Origin of the sequence: Streptomyces sp. NPDC006335 (assembly GCF_040612795.1) — a bacterium.
Classification (GTDB): Bacteria; Actinomycetota; Actinomycetes; order Streptomycetales; family Streptomycetaceae; genus Streptomyces.
On record NZ_JBEXQX010000004.1, the window covers coordinates 377,157 to 397,747 of the forward strand.

20 protein-coding genes are annotated in these 20,591 nt (G+C 71.1%); 9 read left to right on the forward strand and 11 right to left on the reverse strand.

Annotated features, from left to right (window positions below; all coding sequences use genetic code 11):
* The first annotated feature begins 43 nt into the window (after positions 1-43).
* A complete protein-coding gene (locus tag ABZ098_RS15520) occupies positions 44-2,149 on the forward strand; it encodes a SpoIIE family protein phosphatase (protein ID WP_356591137.1) in 2,106 nt (701 codons plus the stop codon).
* A 36-nt stretch (positions 2,150-2,185) separates the two neighbouring features.
* Entirely contained in the window at positions 2,186-3,049 is an 864-nt protein-coding gene (locus ABZ098_RS15525) for a DNA-formamidopyrimidine glycosylase family protein (protein WP_356591139.1), read from the forward strand.
* Between the two features lie 10 nt (positions 3,050-3,059).
* Here ABZ098_RS15525 and ABZ098_RS15530 read toward each other — a convergent pair whose 3' ends face one another.
* The 3 genes from ABZ098_RS15530 to ABZ098_RS15540 all read right to left on the reverse strand — a co-directional run bounded on the left by ABZ098_RS15530 (position 3,060) and on the right by ABZ098_RS15540 (position 5,077).
* On the reverse strand, positions 3,060-3,713 hold the full coding sequence (locus ABZ098_RS15530) for a zf-HC2 domain-containing protein (RefSeq protein WP_356591141.1): 654 nt from the start codon (positions 3,711-3,713) through the stop codon (positions 3,060-3,062).
* Between the two features lie 160 nt (positions 3,714-3,873).
* Positions 3,874-4,389, reverse strand: coding sequence for a hypothetical protein (locus ABZ098_RS15535; protein WP_356591143.1), 516 nt, complete (start codon positions 4,387-4,389; stop codon positions 3,874-3,876).
* Between the two features lie 142 nt (positions 4,390-4,531).
* Positions 4,532-5,077, reverse strand: coding sequence for a sigma-70 family RNA polymerase sigma factor (locus ABZ098_RS15540; RefSeq protein ID WP_028807581.1), 546 nt, complete (start codon positions 5,075-5,077; stop codon positions 4,532-4,534).
* Between the two features lie 222 nt (positions 5,078-5,299).
* Between ABZ098_RS15540 and ABZ098_RS15545 the strand changes: the two genes are divergently transcribed.
* Positions 5,300-6,451, forward strand: a complete 1,152-nt coding sequence (locus ABZ098_RS15545; protein WP_356591145.1) for a CapA family protein — start codon at positions 5,300-5,302, stop codon at positions 6,449-6,451.
* Between the two features lies 1 nt (position 6,452).
* On the opposite strand, the gene ABZ098_RS15550 is transcribed toward ABZ098_RS15545, so the two are convergent.
* On the reverse strand, positions 6,453-6,929 hold the full coding sequence (locus ABZ098_RS15550; RefSeq protein ID WP_356591147.1) for a MarR family winged helix-turn-helix transcriptional regulator: 477 nt from the start codon (positions 6,927-6,929) through the stop codon (positions 6,453-6,455).
* 74 nt (positions 6,930-7,003) lie between these two features.
* Here ABZ098_RS15550 and ABZ098_RS15555 point away from each other — a divergent pair, with 74 nt between their 5' ends.
* On the forward strand, positions 7,004-7,819 hold the full coding sequence (locus tag ABZ098_RS15555; RefSeq protein ID WP_356591149.1) for an alpha/beta hydrolase: 816 nt from the start codon (positions 7,004-7,006) through the stop codon (positions 7,817-7,819).
* Here the strand turns inward: ABZ098_RS15555 and ABZ098_RS15560 are convergent.
* Positions 7,816-9,228: an amino acid permease gene (locus tag ABZ098_RS15560; protein WP_356591151.1), complete on the reverse strand. Its 1,413-nt coding sequence runs from the start codon at positions 9,226-9,228 to the stop codon at positions 7,816-7,818. The two genes, ABZ098_RS15555 and ABZ098_RS15560, sit on opposite strands and share 4 nt — an antisense overlap.
* Before the next feature lie 115 nt (positions 9,229-9,343).
* A complete protein-coding gene (locus tag ABZ098_RS15565; RefSeq protein ID WP_356591153.1) occupies positions 9,344-9,805 on the reverse strand; it encodes a universal stress protein in 462 nt (153 codons plus the stop codon).
* Positions 9,806-10,122: 317 nt separating this feature from the next.
* Here ABZ098_RS15565 and ABZ098_RS15570 point away from each other — a divergent pair, with 317 nt between their 5' ends.
* The gene (locus ABZ098_RS15570; RefSeq protein ID WP_356591155.1) at positions 10,123-10,992 is read left to right on the forward strand and encodes a polysaccharide deacetylase family protein; all 870 of its coding nucleotides are present in this window, start codon (positions 10,123-10,125) and stop codon (positions 10,990-10,992) included.
* Positions 10,993-11,022: 30 nt separating this feature from the next.
* Here the strand turns inward: ABZ098_RS15570 and ABZ098_RS15575 are convergent, their stop codons facing one another.
* Complete coding sequence (locus tag ABZ098_RS15575; RefSeq protein ID WP_356591157.1) at positions 11,023-11,694, reverse strand: class F sortase; 672 nt, start codon at positions 11,692-11,694, stop codon at positions 11,023-11,025.
* 333 nt (positions 11,695-12,027) lie between these two features.
* On the opposite strand from ABZ098_RS15575, the gene ABZ098_RS15580 reads away from it, so the two are divergent.
* A complete protein-coding gene (locus ABZ098_RS15580) occupies positions 12,028-12,519 on the forward strand; it encodes a hypothetical protein (RefSeq protein WP_356591159.1) in 492 nt (163 codons plus the stop codon).
* Between the two features lie 86 nt (positions 12,520-12,605).
* Here ABZ098_RS15580 and ABZ098_RS15585 read toward each other — a convergent pair whose 3' ends face one another.
* The 3 genes from ABZ098_RS15585 to ABZ098_RS15595 all read right to left on the reverse strand — a co-directional run bounded on the left by ABZ098_RS15585 (position 12,606) and on the right by ABZ098_RS15595 (position 14,264).
* Positions 12,606-13,139: a hypothetical protein gene (locus tag ABZ098_RS15585; RefSeq protein ID WP_356591161.1), complete on the reverse strand. Its 534-nt coding sequence runs from the start codon at positions 13,137-13,139 to the stop codon at positions 12,606-12,608.
* Positions 13,140-13,346: 207 nt separating this feature from the next.
* Positions 13,347-14,111, reverse strand: a complete 765-nt coding sequence (locus ABZ098_RS15590) for a DUF4239 domain-containing protein (protein ID WP_356591163.1) — start codon at positions 14,109-14,111, stop codon at positions 13,347-13,349.
* Positions 14,112-14,132: 21 nt separating this feature from the next.
* Entirely contained in the window at positions 14,133-14,264 is a 132-nt protein-coding gene (locus ABZ098_RS15595) for a hypothetical protein (RefSeq protein WP_263973302.1), read from the reverse strand.
* Positions 14,265-15,059: 795 nt separating this feature from the next.
* On the opposite strand from ABZ098_RS15595, the gene ABZ098_RS15600 reads away from it, so the two are divergent.
* From ABZ098_RS15600 to ABZ098_RS15610, 3 genes are all read left to right on the forward strand, one after another.
* A complete protein-coding gene (locus ABZ098_RS15600) occupies positions 15,060-16,028 on the forward strand; it encodes an SCO0930 family lipoprotein (RefSeq protein WP_356591165.1) in 969 nt (322 codons plus the stop codon).
* 283 nt (positions 16,029-16,311) lie between these two features.
* Positions 16,312-17,133 (forward strand): SAM-dependent methyltransferase, encoded by an 822-nt coding sequence (locus ABZ098_RS15605; protein WP_356591167.1) that lies wholly within the window; start codon positions 16,312-16,314, stop codon positions 17,131-17,133.
* Positions 17,130-19,274 carry an EAL domain-containing protein gene (locus ABZ098_RS15610; RefSeq protein WP_356591446.1) on the forward strand — a complete coding sequence of 715 codons (2,145 nt, stop codon included), beginning with the start codon at positions 17,130-17,132 and terminating at the stop codon, positions 19,272-19,274. Before ABZ098_RS15605 ends, ABZ098_RS15610 begins: the two co-directional genes overlap by 4 nt.
* Positions 19,275-19,619: 345 nt before the next feature.
* Here the strand turns inward: ABZ098_RS15610 and ABZ098_RS15615 are convergent, their stop codons facing one another.
* Complete coding sequence (locus tag ABZ098_RS15615; protein WP_356591169.1) at positions 19,620-20,507, reverse strand: LysR substrate-binding domain-containing protein; 888 nt, start codon at positions 20,505-20,507, stop codon at positions 19,620-19,622.
* Positions 20,508-20,591 lie beyond the last annotated feature (84 nt).

The following is a 20,591-nucleotide window of genomic DNA, read 5'->3' on the forward strand; positions in this document are numbered from 1 at the left end:
CCCCCGGTCGAAGAATCGGGCAAATCCTGGCAAGGTGGCTCACATGGTTGATCGGGGAGCGAGCGCCCTGTCACTCCCGGACGACTGGCCCGCCCACCCGGATCCGATCCTGGCGCTCAACCGCATGGGCAGCTTCGACTGGGACCTGGACACCGGTCTGTTCCACATGGACGCCCAGGCCCACGAGGTCTTCGACCTGCGCCCCGACGAATACGACGACAACCCCGTGAGCCTCGCCGTCCGGGTGCCGAGGGCCGAGGCCCACCGCCTCGACGCCCTGGTATCCCAGGCCATCAAGGACGGCAGCGAGAACTACGGCACCTACTTCCGCCTGCGCTGCCGCGACGGCACCCTGCGCTGGACCCACACCCAGGGCTACATCCGGCGCGACGAGACGGGCCGCCCGCGCCGGATCATCGGGATCGTCCGGGACGCCACCCAGGAGATGGGCGAACTGGAGGCCCGCCGGGAGCAGGCCGCCCAGGACGAGGCCCTGCGTCGGCAGACCAATGTCGTCCAGCTCACCACCGCCGCTCTCGCCCACGCCCGCACCGTCCAGGACGTCATCGACGTCCTCAAGGACACCCACGGCCTCACCCATCTGGGCGCCACCAGCCTGGTCATGGGCCTGGTCGAGGCGGGCCGCATCCGGCTGATCGCCGAGGGCCCGGCGGGCAGCTTCGTGCCCGGCACCGACGTCACCCGCATCGACGAGCCGTACCCGATGAGCGAGGCCGTGCGCACGCTCAGCCCCCGGTTCATCGAGTCGCCGGAGGAGTTCGCGGACCGCTACCCGATCCTGTGGCCGCACATCACCGGCCTCAACATCACCTCCGCGGCCTACCTCCCGCTGATCGCCGAGGCCCGCCCGATCGGCGCCATGGGCCTGCTCTACAGCGACCGCCACGGCTTCACCCCCGAGGACCGCAACGTCCTCATCGCCCTCGGCAGCAGCATCGCCCAGAGCCTCCAGCGCGCCATGCTCTACGAGCAGGAGAAGGACCTCGCCACCGGCCTCCAGCAGGCCATGCTGCCGCGCACCATCCCGAGCGTGCCCGGCGCCGACGTCGCCGTCCGCTACCGGGCCGCCAGCGCCGAGGGTGCGCTGGCCCGGGACATCGGCGGCGACTGGTACGACCTGATCCCGCTGCCCGGGGGCACCCCCTCCGGGGGCGGCCGCGTCGGTGCCGTCATCGGCGACGTCCAGGGCCACGACACCCACGCCGCCGCCGTCATGGGCCAGTTGCGGATCGTGCTGCGGGCCTACGCCGCCGAGGGCCACACCCCGGCCACGGTGATGGCCCGGGCCTCCGTCTTCCTCCACGAACTCGACACCGACCGCTTCGCGACCTGTCTGTACGCCGAGGCCGACCTCGCCACCGGTGTCGTCCAGGTGGTGCGCGCGGGCCACATCGACCCGCTGGTCCGGCACGCCGACGGAAGCTGCCGCCGGGTGACCGTGGACGGGGGACTGCCGCTCGGGCTGTCCGCCGAGTTCGGGCAGCTCGACTATCCCGTCGCCACCCTCGAACTCGATCCAGGGGGCACCCTGCTGCTGTGCACCGACGGCCTGGTCGAACAGCCCGGCATCGACCTGGACGACGGCATGCGGACCCTCACGAGCCTCATCACCGTGGGCCCCGCCGACGTGTGGGAGCTCGCCGACCGGCTCATCGACGTGGCCGAGGAGCGCGGCGGCGACGACGACGTGGCCCTGCTCCTGCTGCGCCGCCGCAACCTGGACGCCCCGCAGTCCGGCGGCCGCCTCCAGCAGCACGTGGCGCCCGGTGACCCCGAGGCGCTCACCGGGGCCCGGCACATGATCCGGGCCGCGGTCGGCGCCTGGGGCGCGTGGGAGCGCTCCGACGAGATCGAACTGGTCGCCGACGAGTTGATCACCAACGCGCTGATGCACACCGAGGGCTCCGCGATCGTCACCCTGCGGGTCCTGACCGGCTCCGACCGGCGGATGCGCGTCGAGGTCGAGGACTCCTCCAGCGCCCTGCCGCGCCGCCGGGAGGCGGGCGAGTCGGGAGTCTCGGGCCGGGGCCTGCTCCTGGTCGACCTGCTGAGCGACGTCTGGGGCGTGGAGGCACGGGGCGGCGGGAAGTGCGTGTGGTGCGAGTTCGTCGTGCCGGAGCGCACCTGACCTGACCACAGCGGCCCCCGGTGGCACTCTGGACGTATGCCGGAACTCCCCGAGGTCGAAGCGCTCAAGGACTTCCTCACCGAGAACCTGGTCGGCCACGAGATGGTGCGTGTGCTGCCGGTGGCCATCAGCGTCCTGAAGACGTACGACCCTCCGCTCACCGCCGTCGAGGGCCGCGAGGTGGTCTCCGTGCGCCGGCACGGCAAGTTCCTCGACCTCGCGACGGACGGCGGACCGCACCTCGTCACCCACCTGGCCCGCGCGGGCTGGCTGCACTGGAAGGACCGGCTGCCCGACGGCCCGCCCCGCCCCGGCAAGGGCCCCCTCGCCCTCCGGGTGGCGCTGGAGACCGGCGCCGGCTTCGACCTCACGGAGGCGGGAACGCAGAAGCGCCTCGCGGTGTACGTGGTGGCCGACCCCCAGGAGGTTCCCGGCATCGCCCGCCTGGGCCCGGATCCCCTGGCCGAGGACTTCGACGGGGCGAGCCTCGCGGCCCTGCTCAAGGACGAGCGCCGACAGCTCAAGGGCGCCCTGCGCGACCAGACCCTCATCGCCGGCGTGGGCAACGCCTACAGCGACGAGATCCTGCACGCGGCGAGGATGTCCCCGTTCAAGCTGGCTGCTTCCCTGACCCCCGAGGAGACGGAGACCCTCTACCGGGCGCTGCGCACGACCCTCACCGAAGCGGTGGAACGCTCACGGGGTGTGGCGGCGGGCCGCCTGAAGTCGGAGAAGAAGTCCGGTCTGCGTGTCCACGGCCACACCGGCGATCCGTGCCCGGTCTGCGGCGACACCATCAGGGAGGTCTCCTTCAGCGACTCCTCCCTCCAGTACTGCCCCACCTGCCAGACGGGCGGCAGGCTCCTGGCGGACCGGCGGTTGTCGCGCCTGCTCAAGTGACCGGACCGGGTCAGCCCGGCTCCAGCGTGACCAGACGCTCCCCGCCCGACGTCCTGACCTCGTAGTGGTCGATCTGGTCGGCGTGGAAGGTGGAGCTGCCCATCATGGGATCGTCGCCGGTGTCGTGCCCGGTGGCGTTCCAGCCGGTGACGGTCTCTTCCTTGCCGTCGTGGCTGATCGCGACGAGGTGACAGGCGCGGGGGCCGGACTCGTCCTTGACCTTGAGCTCCACCTGGGTGCCCCAGTCCTCGTCCTCGGTGGTCACCTGGGCCCAGACACCGGAACGGGCGTCGGTGGCCTCGATGCTGGTGGACCGCGCCGCGTCGCCGCCCGCAGACATCGCCAGGGTGGAGCCGCCGACGGCCAGGACCACCGAGGCGGCCACCGCGTACAGCAGGCGCCTGCGGCGGGCCCGGTGGCGGGTGGCCACCTCACCGAGCAGGCGGCCCAGAAGCTGGGGACCGGGCTGGGCCATCGGGTGCACGGCCCGTGGTGTCGCCCGGCGGTACAGCATCATCTGGCGGGTCACCGGACCGAACTCGGTCACGTGTGCCGCGCACCTGGGGCACTCCATGAGGTGGTCCTCGAAGCGGAAGGCCTCCGCCTCGTCCAGCACGCCGAGCGCGTACGCGCCGACGTCGCGATGCCTCTCCAAGGACCTCATGCGGAAACCTCGTACCGTTGAGTGTGGGTGGGGTTACTCCTTGCTCCCACCGGTACGGACCAGCCCGCCGAATCACTCAAGGCATGCACAGAATCGTGACCAAGGGATTCGGAGCGGTCGGCCCCGCGGATTGGTCCGGATCGCGAGTAATCCAGAACGGCTAGAAGAGGTGGATGGCGAGGTGCCCGAGGGGCAGACCGAGCTGCCACGCGGGTGTCCACACCTTCGGCCCCTCGTCCTCGCCGATCCCCGCCGCACCGCCAGGCACCGCGTTCAGGTCGGGGGCGAGCAGTTCCGTCTCCTCCAGCCAGCGCCAGGCCGCGGCCGCCAGTTCGAGGTCCGCGGCGGGCTCGCCGGTGGCGACCGCCTCGGCGGTCAGCGCGGCCATCCGCTCGCACACCCAGTCCTGCCACGGCTGGTCGTACGCCGTCAGGGAGAGCCAGTTCTCGAGCTGGGAGACGACCTGGATCCCGGAGAGCTCTCCCTCGGTGTCGGCGAGGAAGACGGTCAGCGCCAGCGCGTCCCGCCCGGCCCGGAACTCGAAGGACGTCGGCGGCATCAGATCGCCGGAACGCAGCAGCTCGTCGGCGATGTACTCGGCGTACAACCAGGCCATGGGGACGACGAGTTCGCCTCCGCCGGTGCCGTCCGTGCCCTCTTGACCTCTGTGCAGCATCCCTTCCTGCCTTCCTCCGGTGCGTGCGCGTAGCCCGACCCCGGGCCTGGGGACCCCATCCGGAACACGGATGAGGACAGCCGATTACTCAACCGGGGTCCTCAGCAAGGCGCTTTACGGAGGTTTGACTTTCCCATTGGTTTCACCGCAGGTCGGCCGCGTATCCCGGAAGCACCCGGCGCAGGGCGCGCAGCGCGTAGTACGCGCGGGACTTCACCGTACCGGGCGGAATCCCCAGGATCTCGGCGGCCTCCGCCACACTCGCCCCCTGGAAATACACGAGCACCAGGACTTCACGGTGCTCCGGAGTGAGTGTCTTCACAGCCTCGCGTACGTCGAGGGCGGCGGCGGCCCGCTCGGCGTGGTCGGCGCACACCCGGGCGTTCTCCAGCACCGCGTCGCCGACCTCGGCGGGACGTGCCTGCCGGGCCCGCCGCGCGTCGATGGCAAGCCGCCGTCCCACGGTCAGCAACCAGGGCCGTACGGACTCGAAGTCGTCGGCGCGCAGCGCCTCGGGATGCTGCCAGGCGCGTACGAGGGTCTCCTGCACCAGGTCCTCGGCGCGTTGCCGGTCGCCGTCGCTGAGCCGGAGGAGGAGCGCGAAGAGGGGCCGGCCGTGCTCCCGCTGCAGTGCGGCGAGCTCGTGCTCGGCGGTCGTCCCGTTCGTGAGGGTGGTTCCGGCCGTCATGGCCGTATGGCACCTCAGCGCGGGGCCGGGGGACAGGGCACGCACAAGGATCTGCGGCGGACGGTCGATCGCGTCGACGAACGGTTCGGTGAACGGTCCCTTCCGCGTCCGCTTCCGTGTCCCGTCCGCCCCGGACGGGTCAACAAGGCGGCCGGGCCGTTTGCGGGCACGGACAAGCTCATACCTATTCGTCAGTAAATATGACCTCAGTGGGGTGAGCTGATGATTGCACGCAGACGGCAGGTTGCCCTGGCCCTCACGGCCCTTCTCGCCGGTGGAGCGGCCTGCCAGGCGCACGACCACGACACCTCCGGGCATCCGGCCCCGGCCGCCGCGGCCGCACCGCGCGGCTTCACGCTCGTCGCCTCCGGTGACGTCCTGCCGCACAGCTCGATCATCGACCGGGCCCGGTTCGACGCGGGCGGGAACGGCTACGACTTCCGTCCGATGCTGGCCGGAATCCGATCCGTCGTCGCCCCCGCGGATCTGGCGCTGTGTCACATGGAGACCGTCTACGGCGCGAACGGCGACTACACCGGCTACCCGACCTTCAAGTCGCCGCCCGAAGTGGCCCAGGCCCTTGCCGTCACCGGTTACGACGGCTGCTCCACCGCCTCCAACCACAGTCTCGACGACGGCGCCGAGGGCATCCGCCGCACGCTCGACGCCCTGGACCGCGCGGGCGTACGGCACGCCGGGTCGGCCCGTACCGAGGGCGAGGCGCGCACGGTCACCGTCCTGCGCGCGGGCCCTGCCAAGGTCGCCCACCTCGCCTACACCTATGACACCAACGGCTTCCCCCTGCCCCAGGGCCAGCCCTGGGCGGTGAACCTGCTGGACGGGAACAGGATCCTGGCGGACGCCCGGGCCGCCCGGAAGGCGGGCGCCGACGTGGTCGTCGTATCGCTGCACTGGGGCACCGAATGGCAGGACGCGCCCGACGAGCAGCAGCTGGCCCTCGCCCGCGACCTGACCGCCGCCCGCACCGGCATCCGTCCCGACGTCGACCTGATCCTCGGCACCCACGCCCATGTCCCGCAGGCGTACGAGAAGGTCAACGGCACCTGGGTGGTCTACGGCATGGGCGACCAGATCGCCGGTGAGATGTTCAACCACGAAGGCGCCCAGGACCCTCGCGGCAACCAGTCCACCCTCGGCCGCTTCACGTTCGCCCCGCCCGCCCGGCCGGGTGAGCGCTGGCGGGTCGCGAAGGCGGAGTTCGTGCCGCAGATGTTCGACGTGGACGCCGGGCGGGTGGTGAACCTCAATCGGGCGATCGGGCAGGGCGCCGACGTCGAGGGCGTCCGCGACCGGATCCGCGAGGTGGTGCTCAGCCGGGGCGCGGCGAAGGACGGGCTCGTGATGGGGCAGTAGGTCAGTCCACGTCCACGTGGTCGAAGGTCCGCAACATCTCCTTCAGCACGCGTACGCACGCCCGGAGTTCCGCCTCGGTCAGCTCGCCGCCGCCGACCTGCCGGTTCAGGGCGTGCTCGCGCGCGAGGATCGCGGTGATGACGGCCGTGCCCTCGTCCGTGATCCGGATCAGCGAGGACCGCTGGTGGGCGGGGTTGGGCGTGGCCTCCGCCCAGCCCCGGTCCATCGCGTCGTTGGTCATGCGCTGCACGAACTGCCGGGTCAGGGCCATGATCCGGGCCATCTGAGGCACCGTCATGGGCCCGTACCTGTGCAGCAGGACGAGGACGGAGCGCACGCCGACGGACACGCCCCCGACCGCCTCGTCCTGCTCCAGTTTGCGCAGCCCGCGCCGGTAGAGGGCGCCGACCAGGTCGAACACCTCGCTGACCCGGTGGCCGAGATCGTCGGGTGGCAGTGGCTCGTCGATGTCGTTCACCCGCTCATCATGCACCGGGGACCATCATGACAACCCGGTTGTCAAACTCCCTCGAACATGACACCTTGGTTGTCATGACAGTCGCTTCGGAACTGAGCTTCTTCGCGTCCACCGACGGGGACATCGCCTACCTCGACACCGGCACCGGGGACCCCGTCGTCCTGCTGCACGCCGGTTACATCGACCACCGTCTCTTCGAGGCCCAGACGCCGGTCCTCGCCGCCGAACACCGCGTCATCGCCGTGGACGTCCGCGGCCACGGCTGGACCGCCAACGCCACCAAGCCCTTCCGCTGGGCCGACGACCTCGCCGCACTGCTGCGCCACCTCGACGCGGGCCCCGCGGCCCTGGTCGGCGTCTCGATGGGGGGAGCCATCGCCGGTGACATGGCGATCGAGTATCCGGAACTGGTCCGGGGGATCGTGCTGAGCGGAGCCTCCGTCAGCGACTTCCAGTACACCCACGAGGCGACCCGGCAGGTCGTGGCCGAGTCCCACCGGACCCTGCACTCGGGCGACGTCGAAGGCTGGCTGAAGGTGTTCCTCCGGTCCGTCGCGGGCCCCTTCCGCACGGTCGAGGAGACCGACCAGCGGATCCTGGACCACCTGCGCGAGATGGCCCTGCACACCATCGCCAAGCACACACCGGGCGAACGGAACTGGCACGTGCCCATGACCGACACCTGGGCCCGCGTCCCGAAGATCGACGTACCGGTGCTCACCGTCAACGGCACGCTCGACTCACCGGACCTGCTCGCCGACGCCGAACGCTACGCCGACACCGTGCACAACGGCCGTTCGGTCCTGGTGGAGGGCACCTCGCACTTCCCCAACCTGGAGAAGCCCGAGGAGTTCAACGAGCTCCTCCTCGGGTTCCTGCGCGAGCTCTAACGCTCCGCCAACGCCGACCGCTTGTACGAGTACCCGAAATAGATCACGGTGCCGATCGCGAACCACACCGCGAACCGCACCCAGGTCTGCCACTGCAGATACGTGATCAGCCAGATCGAGAAGCCGACGCCCAGGGCCGGCACCACCGGCATCCACGGCGTACGGAAGGTGCGCGGCAGGTCCGGCTGCCGGTACCGCAGCACGATCACCGCCGCGCACACCACCACGAAGGCCAACAGGATCCCGATGTTGGTCAGTTCGGCCGCCTCGCCGATCGGCAGGAAACCGGCGATGGCGGCCGACGCGAAGCCGACGATCCACGTCACGCGCGTGGGCACGTGCCGCGTCGGGTGCGTCTTGGCGAACCACCGGGGCAGCAGCCCGTCCCGGGACATCGAGAACCACACCCGGGTCACCCCGAGCATGAACGTGAACATCACCGTGAGGATGCCGATGATCGCGCCCACCGCGATCACGTCCGCGAGCCCGCCGAGCCCCACCGACTTGAACGCCGTCGAGAAGCCGCTCTCCTTGTCGATGTCCTTGTAGTCCTGCATGCCGGTCAGCACCAGACAGGCCGCCACGTACAGCACCATCGAGATCGCGAGCGAGTACAGGATCGCCTTCGGCATGTGCCGCTGCGCGTCCTTGGACTCCTCGGCCGCCGTCGACATGGCGTCGTACCCGAAGACCGCGAAGAACACCGTCGCCGCCCCGGTGAACGCCCCGCCGACGCCGTACGGGAAGAACGGGTTGTAGTTCGCCGTGTCGATGTGGAAGACCCCGACCGCGATCACCAACAGCACGACCAGCACCTTGAGCACCACGACGACCATCTCGAAGCGGGCCGCGTTGCGGATGCCGAGGGTGAGCAGGTACGCGATCAACAGGCACAGCACCGCGGCGAACAGATCCACCCGGTGCCCGTCGCCGGTACCGGGCGCGCCCAGCATCCAGTTCGGCAGATCGGCGCCCATCTCCCCGACCAGGAAGCTGAAGTAGCCGGAGATGCCGATCGCCACCACCGCCACGATCGCCGTGTACTCCAGGAGCAGGTCCCAGCCGATGAACCAGCCCGCGAACTCGCCGAGCACCGCGTAGCCGTAGGTGTACGCGGACCCGGCCTTCGGGATGAGACCGGCGAACTCGGCGTACGACAGCGCGGCCGCCGCGCTCGCCACACCGGCCACGAGGAAGGAGACGAGGACCGCGGGCCCCGCCGTACCGTTGGCCACGGTCCCGGCGAGCGTGAAGATGCCCGCCCCGATGATGCCGCCCACGCCGATCGCGGTCAGTTGCCACAGTCCCAGCGACCGTTCGAGGCCGGTGCCCGCGTCGGCCTCCGTCTCCTCGATGCGCTCGATCGGTTTGCGGCGGAGAATCCCCTCGCCCATACGGAGCCGGGCCATGCGCCTCACCTCTTCGCGGTCGGCAAACGGCTGACGGCGGATCATGATGGCGCAGGCACGGCGGCGAAGGAAGGGGCCACGCACACACCCGGTGGCGGTGCGCCCCGACGGCCCGCTACGGCACCACGGTCACCGGCCAGCGCCCCGCCTTGACCAGCCGTACCGCGACCGAACCGACGATCCGGTGACCGGCCTGCTCCGAGGCGCCGACGACCACCGCGTCGGCCTTGAGTTCGTCCGCCGCCTTCGTCAGCCCGCCGTAGGGGTCGCCGCGGAAGGTGTGGAACTCCCAGCGCACATCGAATATCCCCTTGTTCTGCTCGGTGGCGAGCCGGATCTGGGCGACCAGGTCCTCGGCGATCTCGTCCGTCGTCTCGGCGACCGGGGCGCCGAGCGCGGCTCCCGAGGCGATCACCGGCTGGACGTACACCACGGCGAGCAGCGCGTTCTGCCGCCGGGCCAGACCACCGGCGTAGGCCGCGGCGCGGAGCGAGGAGTCGGAGCCGTCCACGCCGACGACGATGACCTTGGGCCCGTCCGTGCCCCGCTCGAACTGGTGCGAGTGCTGTTCCGTCACGGCCCCGAGGCTATCGGAAGCCGCAGGTCCGGGCGGCGTACGGGCCCCCGTCGACTTGGGTGCGCAAGCTTTCTGGAAAAGGGGCACCCGAAGGGCGGGCCGCGAACGGGCCGTCACCGAAGCCCGTCGCCGCCCTCGGCACCCCGGCCTCGACGGAGGGGACGAGGCCGGGGCCGTAGCCGATCGACCCCGCACGACGTCGTGCTGACGTTCCGCCAGACCGCCCGGAGGTCTTCGCTGCGCCGTGCGGGTGTATTCGTGCCGCCGCACCGGTGTTGCTGAGGTGCGTCGGCGCTCCGCCGGGCGACTGATGAGTCATGACGAAGGATCAGTTGCTCACACGGCTGTCGTCGAAGGCGGCGGCGGTGCTCACGCGGCGCAGGGCCCTGCTGGCCGGCGCCGCCGCGGTCGGGGCCGCCGGCACGGCCGGAGTGCTCGCGGCCCTCACCGGCGAGGAGCCGGTCCGCCCGGCGCTCCCCGCCGCCGGCCCACCGGCCCGTCGCGCGGTCAAGTCCTCGGCCTACCGCCTCCAGCCCCTGACCGGATACGGTCCGCCGCACACCGCTCCCAGGAAGACGCTCGTGCGCCACGAGCCGTTGCTGAAGGTCTCCGGCCGCGGCCGCACCATGGTGCTGACCTTCGACGACGGACCCGATCCCCGCTACACCCCGCACATCCTGGACACGCTGGCCGAGTACGACGTCCGCGCGATGTTCTTCGTGTGCGGGGAGATGGCGGTCGACAACCAGGACCTGCTGGCCCGGATGGCCGACGAGGGACACGTCGTCGGCAACCACACCTGGTCCCACCCGCTGCTCACCCGGCTCAGCCGCTCCCGCATCCGCTCCGAGATGGAACGCACCTGCGACGTCATCGAGGACGCCTACGGGGAGCGCCCCGAATGGTTCCGCGCCCCCTACGGCGCCTGGAACCGGGCCGCGTTCCAGCTCGGCGCCGAACTCGGCATGGACCCCCTCGCCTGGACCGTGGACACCCTCGACTGGACCACCCCGGGCACCCGCCGCATCGTCGGCCGGGTGGAGAACGGCGCCGCCCCCGGCGTCGTGGTGCTCTCGCACGACGCCGGGGGCGACCGCTCCCAGAGTGTCCGGGCGCTGCGCGACTATCTTCCGCAGCTCATCGATTCCGGCTACCACATCACCGTCCCGCGACGGCAGTACGCATAGCCGGCATACGCCCGCCGGGCCGGGGAACGCTCAGCGGACCTCGGCCAGGCGGGCGAAGGCGACGACGTTACCGGCGTAACCGCTCTGCTTGGAGAAACCGCCCCCGCAGGTGATGACCCGCAATTCCGGGGCGCCCTTGGAACCGTAGACACGGTCGCCGGGGAAATTGTTCTTCTCGAAGACCTCGATGCCGTAGATCTCGAAGACCGCCGTCTTTCCGTCCTTGCGCCTGATCTCGACGCGATTTCCCTTCTTCAGGGCCCCCAGTCCGTAGAACACGGCGGGGCCCTGTTTGTTGTCCACGTGACCGTCGACGACCGCGGTGCCCTTCTCACCCGGGGACACCGCACCCGTGAACCAGCCGGCCAGGTTCGGGTCCTCCGGCGGCGGCGCGCCGACCCAGCCGTCCGAGTCCAGGCCGACCGGCACCAGCGGCGCGTCGACCCGGATCGCCGGGATGGACACCCGGTCGGGCTCGGCGAACGGCAGGGGAGCGGGGGCGTTGCCGAAGGCGCTGCCGGGCACCCGGCTGTCCGCCGCGGCCGCCGACGCGGGCTGCGGCGGCCCGACGTCGAACTCCCCCGAACCGTTCCGGATGAGCGCGAGACCGGTCAGCAGAACAAGCGCTATCACGCCCCAGGGAGCGCGCTTCTTCCGCTGCTCCTCTTCTTCGGCCAGGTCGGCCAGCTCGGACGCAGACATTGACTTCCCCTCTCGACGCGGCCGTCGCCGCGTCATTCGCGCATACGAGAACGCTAAGTCCCGCGCGCGAAACCGGCGACGGGGCAACGGCGAACGGGTGGCCCCCGAACGCGGGTGGTGCGCCATCCGAGTTGCCGTGAACAGGAATTTTCTGACGGTCCGTGACCTGCGGAGATATCCGATTGTGCGCTTTTCGTTCGGCGTGTCCTCTCACCAGGACGGACCATTCTCGAAATGCGGGTTCGGGCAAGGCGTCTGAGGGTCTTTCTGGGAGGCGTTTTCTCGCCGATCCACCGGGGACCGTTCCCGGGGCGTCTCCCGCGGAGGATTCACATGCGTACTACTCGTGCCCTGGCGGCCGCCGGTGCCGCGGTCGCCGTGCTCGGACTCACCGCTCCGGCGGCCGTCGCGCGGGACGGCATGAATCTGAGCCCGAGCAACGTCGTCGCCCTTCCCAACGTCATCGCCCGGGGCGGACAACTGACCATCACCGTCAACAACTGCACCGGGAACGCCACCGCGAGCTCGGACGCGTTCCGGACGATCAGGCTGACGACCGGGGCCAACAACCTGGCGACGGGACGCGCCACGGTCAACCGGGACGCGGCCACGGGATCGCACAGCATCAGCGTCGTCTGCGGCAACGGCACCGTGATCAACCCCACGGCCTTCACCGTCATCGGAGGCGTCCGCGGCGGTCTCGGCGGCAGCAGCTCCAGCGGGGCCACGCCGACCGACATGGCCATCGGCGGCGGTCTGGTGGCCCTGGCCGTCATCGGCGGCGGGGTGTTCTGGATGCGCAGGCGCACCGAGAAGCACATCTGATCTCCGTCCCCTTCGGAGAGGATCGCCGCCCCGGACTCCGAGAGGAACCGGGGCGGCGGTCTGTGCCGGTCCGCCCGGGTAAGCCCTCAGGCGCCGTCCTCGCCGGTGCGGCGAAGGGAGAAGTGGTATGCCGCCCCGATCGAGCCCGCGATCAGCAGGGCGCCGAGGCCGAGCTCCTTGACGTCGAGCCCGGCGAGGGTGCCGCCCTCACCGGCGTGCACGCCCCGGTCGGGGTGCAACGGCAACGGCCTGGAACCGGCCGGACGGCCGTCGGCGATGGTCAGGCCGGTGGTGCCGCTCACGCCGTCGCAGGTGAACGTCACCTGGTAGACCGCGCCGGGTCTGGCGTCCCAGTCGACCCCGACCGTCGTCTGGCTCCTGCGCGGCGGGATGACGGCGGTGTCGAACACCCCCGACATGACGGTCGCGGAGCCCTTGCAGCCGCCGTGGTCCCGTTCCAGCAGCAGCGCCACCTTGTCACCGGGGGCGACGGTCGAGGGCACGACGCTGAAACCGAAGGGAGTGACGGGGGTGTCGCCGCTCGCCACGGCGGCCGGTGCGCAGAAGGTCAGGGCGGTCACGCCCAGCAGTGCGGCCGAAGCGACGCGTATCGCGCGCATGGTGGTTCCTCCGGTCCCCGAGGAGCAACTGCGGACCTGTTCCGCCAGTGTCGGGAATGCACCTCGATGACCGAAACGCTAGGAACAGGCGTCCGTCCGCGCGATCGCTGTCGCTCCGAATGGGGCATACGGGTGGGCCGCCCAGGGGACACCGGCGGTGTGTCGGCCGCCGGTGTCCCCTTCGCGGGTACTCGCGGTGAGCGCCGGTCAGCCCTTGACGTCCGGGAAGAGGGCGTAGAACGGCTCCGCCGACGCCGTGATGCCCCGGCTGTAGGGGGCGTCGAAGTCCCAGATCAGGAAGAGCAGGAAGGCGATCAGCGCGGAGAACAGGCCGGCCAGGATCAGCTCGCGGGTCGTGCGCCGGATCTGCAGCGCGAAGACCATCCCGATGGTGACGACACCGCCGCCCAGCAGGCCGAACCAGACCACCCCGGGCATCGTGGGCTCGACCGAGTCCGCGCGGGCGTTGCGGGCCTGGTCCACGGCGGCCACCTGGTCGACGAGCGGCTGGTAGGCCTGGGCCTCGAAGTCGCTCCTCGGCTCGTAGGAGGTGACGTCCGTGCGGAGCCGGTCGAGGAGCTCGGTGCCCTGTTCGGTCATGCGGCGGTGGTCGGCCATCTCCTTCCACTCCGTCGTGACGACGTGTCCGACATAGGCGTTGACATCGGCCCGAATGCGGTCACGGGCGTCGGCCGGGTAGACCTGCACCCGCTCCGAGATCTCGTGCAGCGCCTGGGCCTCCGCCTGGACGTGGTCCTGGGCCGCGCTGCGGGCCTCCCACACGCCCGCGATGGCCAGACCCAGGACGATGGCGTACACCACCCCGATCCACATCGTCATGTACTCGATGACGTCCGGGGTCTCGCTGGGATCCTCGTCCACGGGTGCCGCCTTGTGGCGGATGAGCGTGATGACGACCACCACCGCGCACGCGGCCAGCATCGCGAGGATGAGAACAAGCCATTCCGGCAAGGGATGCCTCCAGGATCGGCACTAGCGGGGCCGCAGGGCGGCCACGGCGACCACCGCGGGCGCGGTGATGAGCAGGACGTAGATCACGGGCGAGGTCGTGCTGTGCGTGGGCCGGTCGGGCGCCTTCGCGTGGTGGTAGGCCGGGTAGCTCACCGGGGGCGCGGAGGGGCCCGGAGCCGGCTTGGGCGGCGGCGTCCGTGTCGGGCTCGGGCTCGGGGTGGGGGTAGGGGGCGGGGGCGGGACGGGTGCGGGCGGCGGTGTCGGCCGTGCCCGCGGCGGCGCCGGCTGCGGTGTCGGTGCGGGCGGCGGGGGTGCGGGGGCCGGTGGCTCCGGCGTCGGGGTGGGCCTGGGTTTCGGCGGTTTCCGCGTCGGAGGCGGCTTCGGTGTGGGGTCCGGGGAGGGTGTCGGAGTGCAAGGGGGCTCTGGGGGAGTGGGTGTCGGGGTGGGCGTGGGTGTGGGGGTGGGTTTCGGTTTCGGGCAGGGCGGGTGACTGGGCCAGGTGGTGAGGCTGCCGGCGACCGCCACCACCTCGGCGCCGCCGGGGCCGACCGAGGCGTAGGCGCAGGCGTCCGCCTCGGCCACCCCGGCCGTGGGCCCGATGAGCGCCCACGTCAATGTCAGCAGGGCCAACACCCGTATGGCGGAGGCGGATTGGGGCGATTCGGGTCGATGCACGACGGAGATCATGAGGCCTGTCCCGCCGTCCCACGCGCGGGCGCGAAGAGATTGGTCCGAAGGAGGGACAAATGGCCGCCGGATGTTTGAATCCCAGGCGTTCGTCCGTCCGATGGCACGTACATCTGTGCGGCCCGAGGCGGGTGTGGTCACAGCCTCCGGAAAGAAATTTGCGGGACGGTTGAACACAACCCCTGCTCCGGTGCGTACCCATTGTCGTGCGGCGGCGCAGAAGGGCGCTGCAACACCCTAAGGATTTATGGGGAGTTGACGATGAAGACCTCCTGGCGGAACGCCTCACTCGTGGCGAGTGCTGCGGTGGTGCTGGCGCTGACGACGGCGTGCGGCCAGGAAGGCGGCACCTCGTCGGTGGGCAGCCAGAACGTCGGAGCCACGGCGGCGGCGGGCGGCTACGGCGGTGTCGGCTCCGGTCTCGGGACCGGTACCAGCCCCAGCCCCACGGCGAGTTCGACCGCGATCGGCCAGGGGAACCTCGGAGCCCAGTCGGCCTCGGCCGGCAAGCTGCAGGTCTCCGCGAACGCCGAGCTCGGGGACGTGCTGACGGACGCCACCGGTCTCAGCCTCTACCGCTTCGACGAGGACACCGCCGAGCCGCCGAAGTCGAACTGCAACGGCGACTGTGCGACGGCCTGGCCGCCGGTGCCCGCGGACGACGCCTCGGCCGGTGCCGGTATCGACAAGGCGCTGCTCGGCGAGGTGACCCGCGCCGACGGCAGCAAGCAGCTCACCATCGCCGGCTGGCCCGCCTACCGCTACGCCAAGGACACCAAGCCCGGCGATCTCACCGGTCAGGGCGTTGGCGGCAAGTGGTACGCGCTGGCGCCCACCGGCAAGAAGGCGTCCGTCGCCAGCCTGCCCGGGCTGTCCACGCGCAACGATCCCGACCTGGGCGAGATCGTCGTCGACAAGAACGGCATGACGGTCTACCGCTTCGCCAAGGACAAGGCCTGGCCCGAGCCGGTCTCGAACTGCAACGGTGCCTGCCTGGAGAAGTGGCCGGTCGTGGCGCCCGTGTCGGCGAACGACACCAAGGGCGTCCAGAAGAAGGGCCTGATGAGCTTCACCCGTTCCGACGGTGTCAAGCAGCAGACGGTCAACTGCTCGCCCATCTACACCTTCGCGGCCGACAAGCAGCCCGGCGACACCAACGGCCAGGGCGTCGGCGGCACCTGGTACGCGGTCCGTCCCAACGGAGAGATGGTCGGCGTCTCCGACAAGTGACTCCGGCCCCACCGGTCCACCGGTCCGGCCCCTCCGCACCGCACGGAGGGGCCGGACCGGTTTGCCGTCATTCCGCCCAACCCCCCGTGATTCGGCGCCCGTTCCGGAACTCTCCGGAGTGCGGCGCCTACGTTTCGTAGCGAATCCACAGCCACTTCCGAGCGGCACGTGCCGCAGGCAGTGACCGGGAACGGACGGTCAATTTCCGTTTCCGCTCGCCCCATTGGCAGGCGATCAGTAGCCTCAGCTCGAACACCGGATCGCCTACGCCTTGGAGAGATACATGGAGCGTCCCGCCTGGGCTCCCCGGAGCATCGACATCTCGGTGCCGAGCGTGGCGCGTATCTACGACTTCTATCTGGGCGGTTCGCACAACTTCGAGGCCGACCGGGTGGCCGCCCGCAAGGCCATGGAGCACGTGCCGGGACTGCCGAAGATCATGCAGGCGAACCGGGCGTTCATGCGCCGGGCGGTGCGGTTCGCGGTCGACGAGGGCGTCACGCAGTTCCTGGACATCGGCTCCGGCATACCCACCTTCGGCAACGTCCACGAGGTCGCCCAGAGCGCCAGCCCCGGCGCCCGTGTCGTCTACGTCGACCACGATCCGGTGGCGGTCGCGCACAGCCAGGCGGTCATCGCGGACAACCCGGACGCGGGCGTCGTCGCGGCCGACCTCCGCAAGCCCCAGGAGATCCTGGAGAGCGCCGAGGTCCGGCGACTGATCGACCCGAACCGTCCGGTGGCGGTGCTTCTCGTTGCCATACTGCACTTCGTGGAAGACGCGGACGACCCCTACGGAGCGGTGGCCGAGCTGCGCGACGCGCTCGCGCCCGGCAGCCTGCTGGTGCTCACGCACGCCGCCTACGAGGGCATCCCGCTGTCGCAGGAGCAGGTCCAGGGCGCGATGGACGTGTACGAGGACATCCGCAACCCGCTGATCATGCGCTCGCACGACCAGATCGCACGGTTCTTCGAGGGGTACGACATGGTGGAACCCGGACTGGTACCGATGCCGCGGTGGCGGCCGGAGTCGGAGAACTGGGACCCCGAGGACGAGGATCCGTGGGCCTTCTCGCAGTTCGGCGGCGTGGGGCGTTCCGCGTGATCGCCGAGCCGGACGGGCCGGAGGACAGACTGCGCCGGTTCGCGACGATCTGGAGCCGGGCCGTGTTCCCGGTGACGTCGACGTCCGCGACCCGGCTGGAGTTCGAGAAGCAACTGCTGCCGCTGGCCCGCCGGTTGAGCGAGGCGCTCGTGGCCAGGACCGTCGACACGGACGCGGGCCGGGCGGTCGGCGCCGGCCTCGTCACCGCCCACTGCACCGATCCGGAGGCGCTGAGCCGCTCCCTGGACTGCGTCGACGCCTATCTGGTGCTCTACTGCGGCGGCGAAGGCGACCGTGAGGACCTGCGGTCCCGGTCCGCACGCCTCCAGCACGCCATGGCCGCCGGGTTCGCGCAGGCGCTGCGCGAGCGGACGCTGGCCGAGCAGGAGGCCATCGCGCAGGCCGCGCTGGAGGCGCAGGGCGTGGTGGCGCAGGCGCTGCACGCCACCGAGGCCCGGTTCCGGGCGGTGTTCGAGGGCGCGGCCATAGGAATCGGCATCGCCGACCTGGACGGCAACGTCCTCCAGGTCAACGGCGCGCTGCTGCGCATGTTCGGCCTCACCGACCAGAGCATGCGCGGCCGCAAGGTCCAGGAGTGGACCCACCCCGAGGACGCGCCCCAGACCTGGACGCTCTACGACGAACTCGTCCGCGGCGAGCGCGAGCACTACCACCTCGAAAAGGCCTTCTACCGCCCGGACGGAACGGTCCTGTGGACCAACCTGACGGTCTCCCTGCTGCGCGACGCCGACGGCGTCCCGCAGTACCAGCTCGCCCTCATGGAGGACACCACCGAGCGCCGGCTGCTCAACCTCCGGCTGCGCTACGAGGCCACGCACGACGCCCTCACCGGGCTGCCCAACCGCACCCTGTTCTTCGAACGCCTGGAGAAGGCGCTCAACGCCGGCGAGGGCCAGCGGTTCGGCCTGTGCTACCTCGACCTCGACGGCTTCAAGACCATCAACGACAGCCTCGGCCACGCGGCCGGCGACCGGCTGCTCGTCGAGGTCGCCGACCGGCTCCAGTCCTGCGCGACCGCGCCGGGCGAGATGGTCGCCCGCCTCGGCGGTGACGAGTTCGTGGCGCTGACCACCGGCCCGGACACCGAGAGCGAGGTCGACGACCTCGCGGCGCGCATCATGAACGTCCTGCTCGCCCCGGTCCGTATCGACGGCCGCGAGCTGACCGTGCGCGGCAGCATCGGCATCGTCGAGGGCCCGACGGGGGAGCGGGGCCCCGCGGAGGTGCTGCGCAGCGCCGACATCACCATGTACCGGGCCAAGTCGGCGGGTGGCAACCGGTTCGAGCTGGCCGACCCGGAGGCCGACGCCCGCGCCATCACCCGGCACGGGCTGACCACCCAGCTGCCCGCGGCCCTGGAGCGGGGCGAGTTCTTCATCGAGTACCAGCCGCTGGTGCACCTCGGTGACGGCAGTGTGCGGGGCGCCGAGGCGCTGGTGCGCTGGCTGCACCCGCAGCACGGCGTCCTGGGCCCGGACCGGTTCATCCCGCTCGCCGAGCACACCGGGCTGATCGTGCCGCTCGGCCGCTGGGTCCTGGAGCAGTCGGTACGGCAGGCGCGCGAGTGGCGAGAACGGTACGGCGAGGACACCGCGGGCGGCCCGCTCCGCATCAACGTCAACCTCTCGCCCTGCCAGCTCACTCACCCCGGCCTGGTCCAGGACACGGTGGACATCCTGGAGCGCGCGGGCGTCGCCCCGGACGCCCTCTGCCTCGAAGTCACGGAGTCGGCCCTCATCGGCGCCGACGACGACCTGCTCAAGCCGCTGCGCCGACTCGCCGAGATGGGCGTCGACATCGCCCTGGACGACTTCGGCACCGGCTACTCGAACCTGGCGAACCTGCGCCGTCTCCCGGTCAGCGTCCTCAAGCTGGACCGCTCCTTCACCCAGAGCATGCAGCAGTTCCCCGCCGACCCGGTCGACCTCAAGATCGTCGAGGGGATCGTCTCCCTCGCCCACGGCCTGGACCTGGCGGTGACGGTCGAGGGCGTCGAAACCGGGGCCCAGGCCGAGCAGTTGCGGATACTGGGCTGCGACACGGCCCAGGGCTGGTACTACGCCCGCCCGGGCCCGCCGGAGCGGCTGCACGAGCTGGCGCTGGTGGACGCGACGGGCTGAGCCCCGCCCCGGTCCCAGGGCAGCGGCGGTGAACGCAGGGAAGCGTGGGTGCGGGCCACCACGACGACGTGGCCCGTGTCCCCGCCCGGCGCGACGAGCACGGGGTGTTCGCCGCCCCGGGTCTGCGCGTACGCCGCTGCGGTTCCGGTTCCCGTCGGGCCGGCGTGCAGGTCGAGGGAGTTCAGACGTCCCCTGACGGCCCGGTCGTCCACGGGCGTGAAGGGCAGCAACCCTCCGCCGGCCAGGTCGCCCTCCCCCCGCGAGCACCATCAACGCCGCGCCGACCGCCAGGATCCGCCGTGTCAGCCCCCACCCCTGTGCGAGAAATCCCCATACTGCGGCTCCTCAACGCTCCAGCAGCATCCGCTGCAACTCCCGTGCCGCCCGCGGCGGGGCCACATCGCTGCGGTGGGCCAGCGCGATCGTCCGGTGCAGTCCGGGGCGCGCCAACGGGGTGACCCGCAGTCCCCGCCCCGAGCGCGTGGCGACCATGCGCGGTACGACGGCCACGCCCAGCCCCGCCCGTACGAAGCCCAGCACCGCGTCCATCTCCCCGCCCTCCACCGCGAAGTCCGGCTCGAACCCCTCGGCACGGCACGCGGCCACCGTCAGTTCCCGCAGGTCGTAGCCGTGCCGGAACATCACCAGCGGCTCGCTCTCCAGGTCGGCGACCCGCACGGTACGGCGGCCCGCACCACCGGGCGCGGGCACCTCCGGCGAGGACACGACGACCAGGTCCTCGCGCAGCAGTTCCACCGTCGTCAGCGCCGGGGACGGGGTGGGCAGCGGCAGGACCACCAGGGCCAGATCCAGGGCGCCGCGCGCGAGCAGCCGTACGAGATCGTGGGAGCCGCCCTCCTCGATCATCAGCCGGATGCCGGGATAGCGGTCGTGGAAGGCACGCAGCACGTCCGGCAGCAGACCGGTACACAGGCTCGGGGTCGCCCCCAGCCGGACCCGGCCGCCACGCAGCTGCACCAGCTCCTGCACCTCGTGCCGGGCCGTGTCCGCGTCGGCGAGGATGCGGCGGGCCAGCGGCAGCAGGGCCTCGCCCGCGTCGGTGAGGCTGATGTTGCCGCGCGCCCGCAGGAACAGGTCCGCGCCGAGCTCCCGCTCCAGCGCCCTGATCTGCTGCGACAAGGAGGGCTGGGCGACGTGGACCGCCTCGGCGGCGCGGGTGAAGTGCCGGGTCTCGGCGACCGCCACGAAGTACTGGAGCTGCTGGAACTGCATCCCCGTACGATAGCTGCTCTCTATGGAATCAAGCCGGACCATGTCTTGGACCGATCGGGCCCTGCGGCTCTAGCGTCTTGAGTC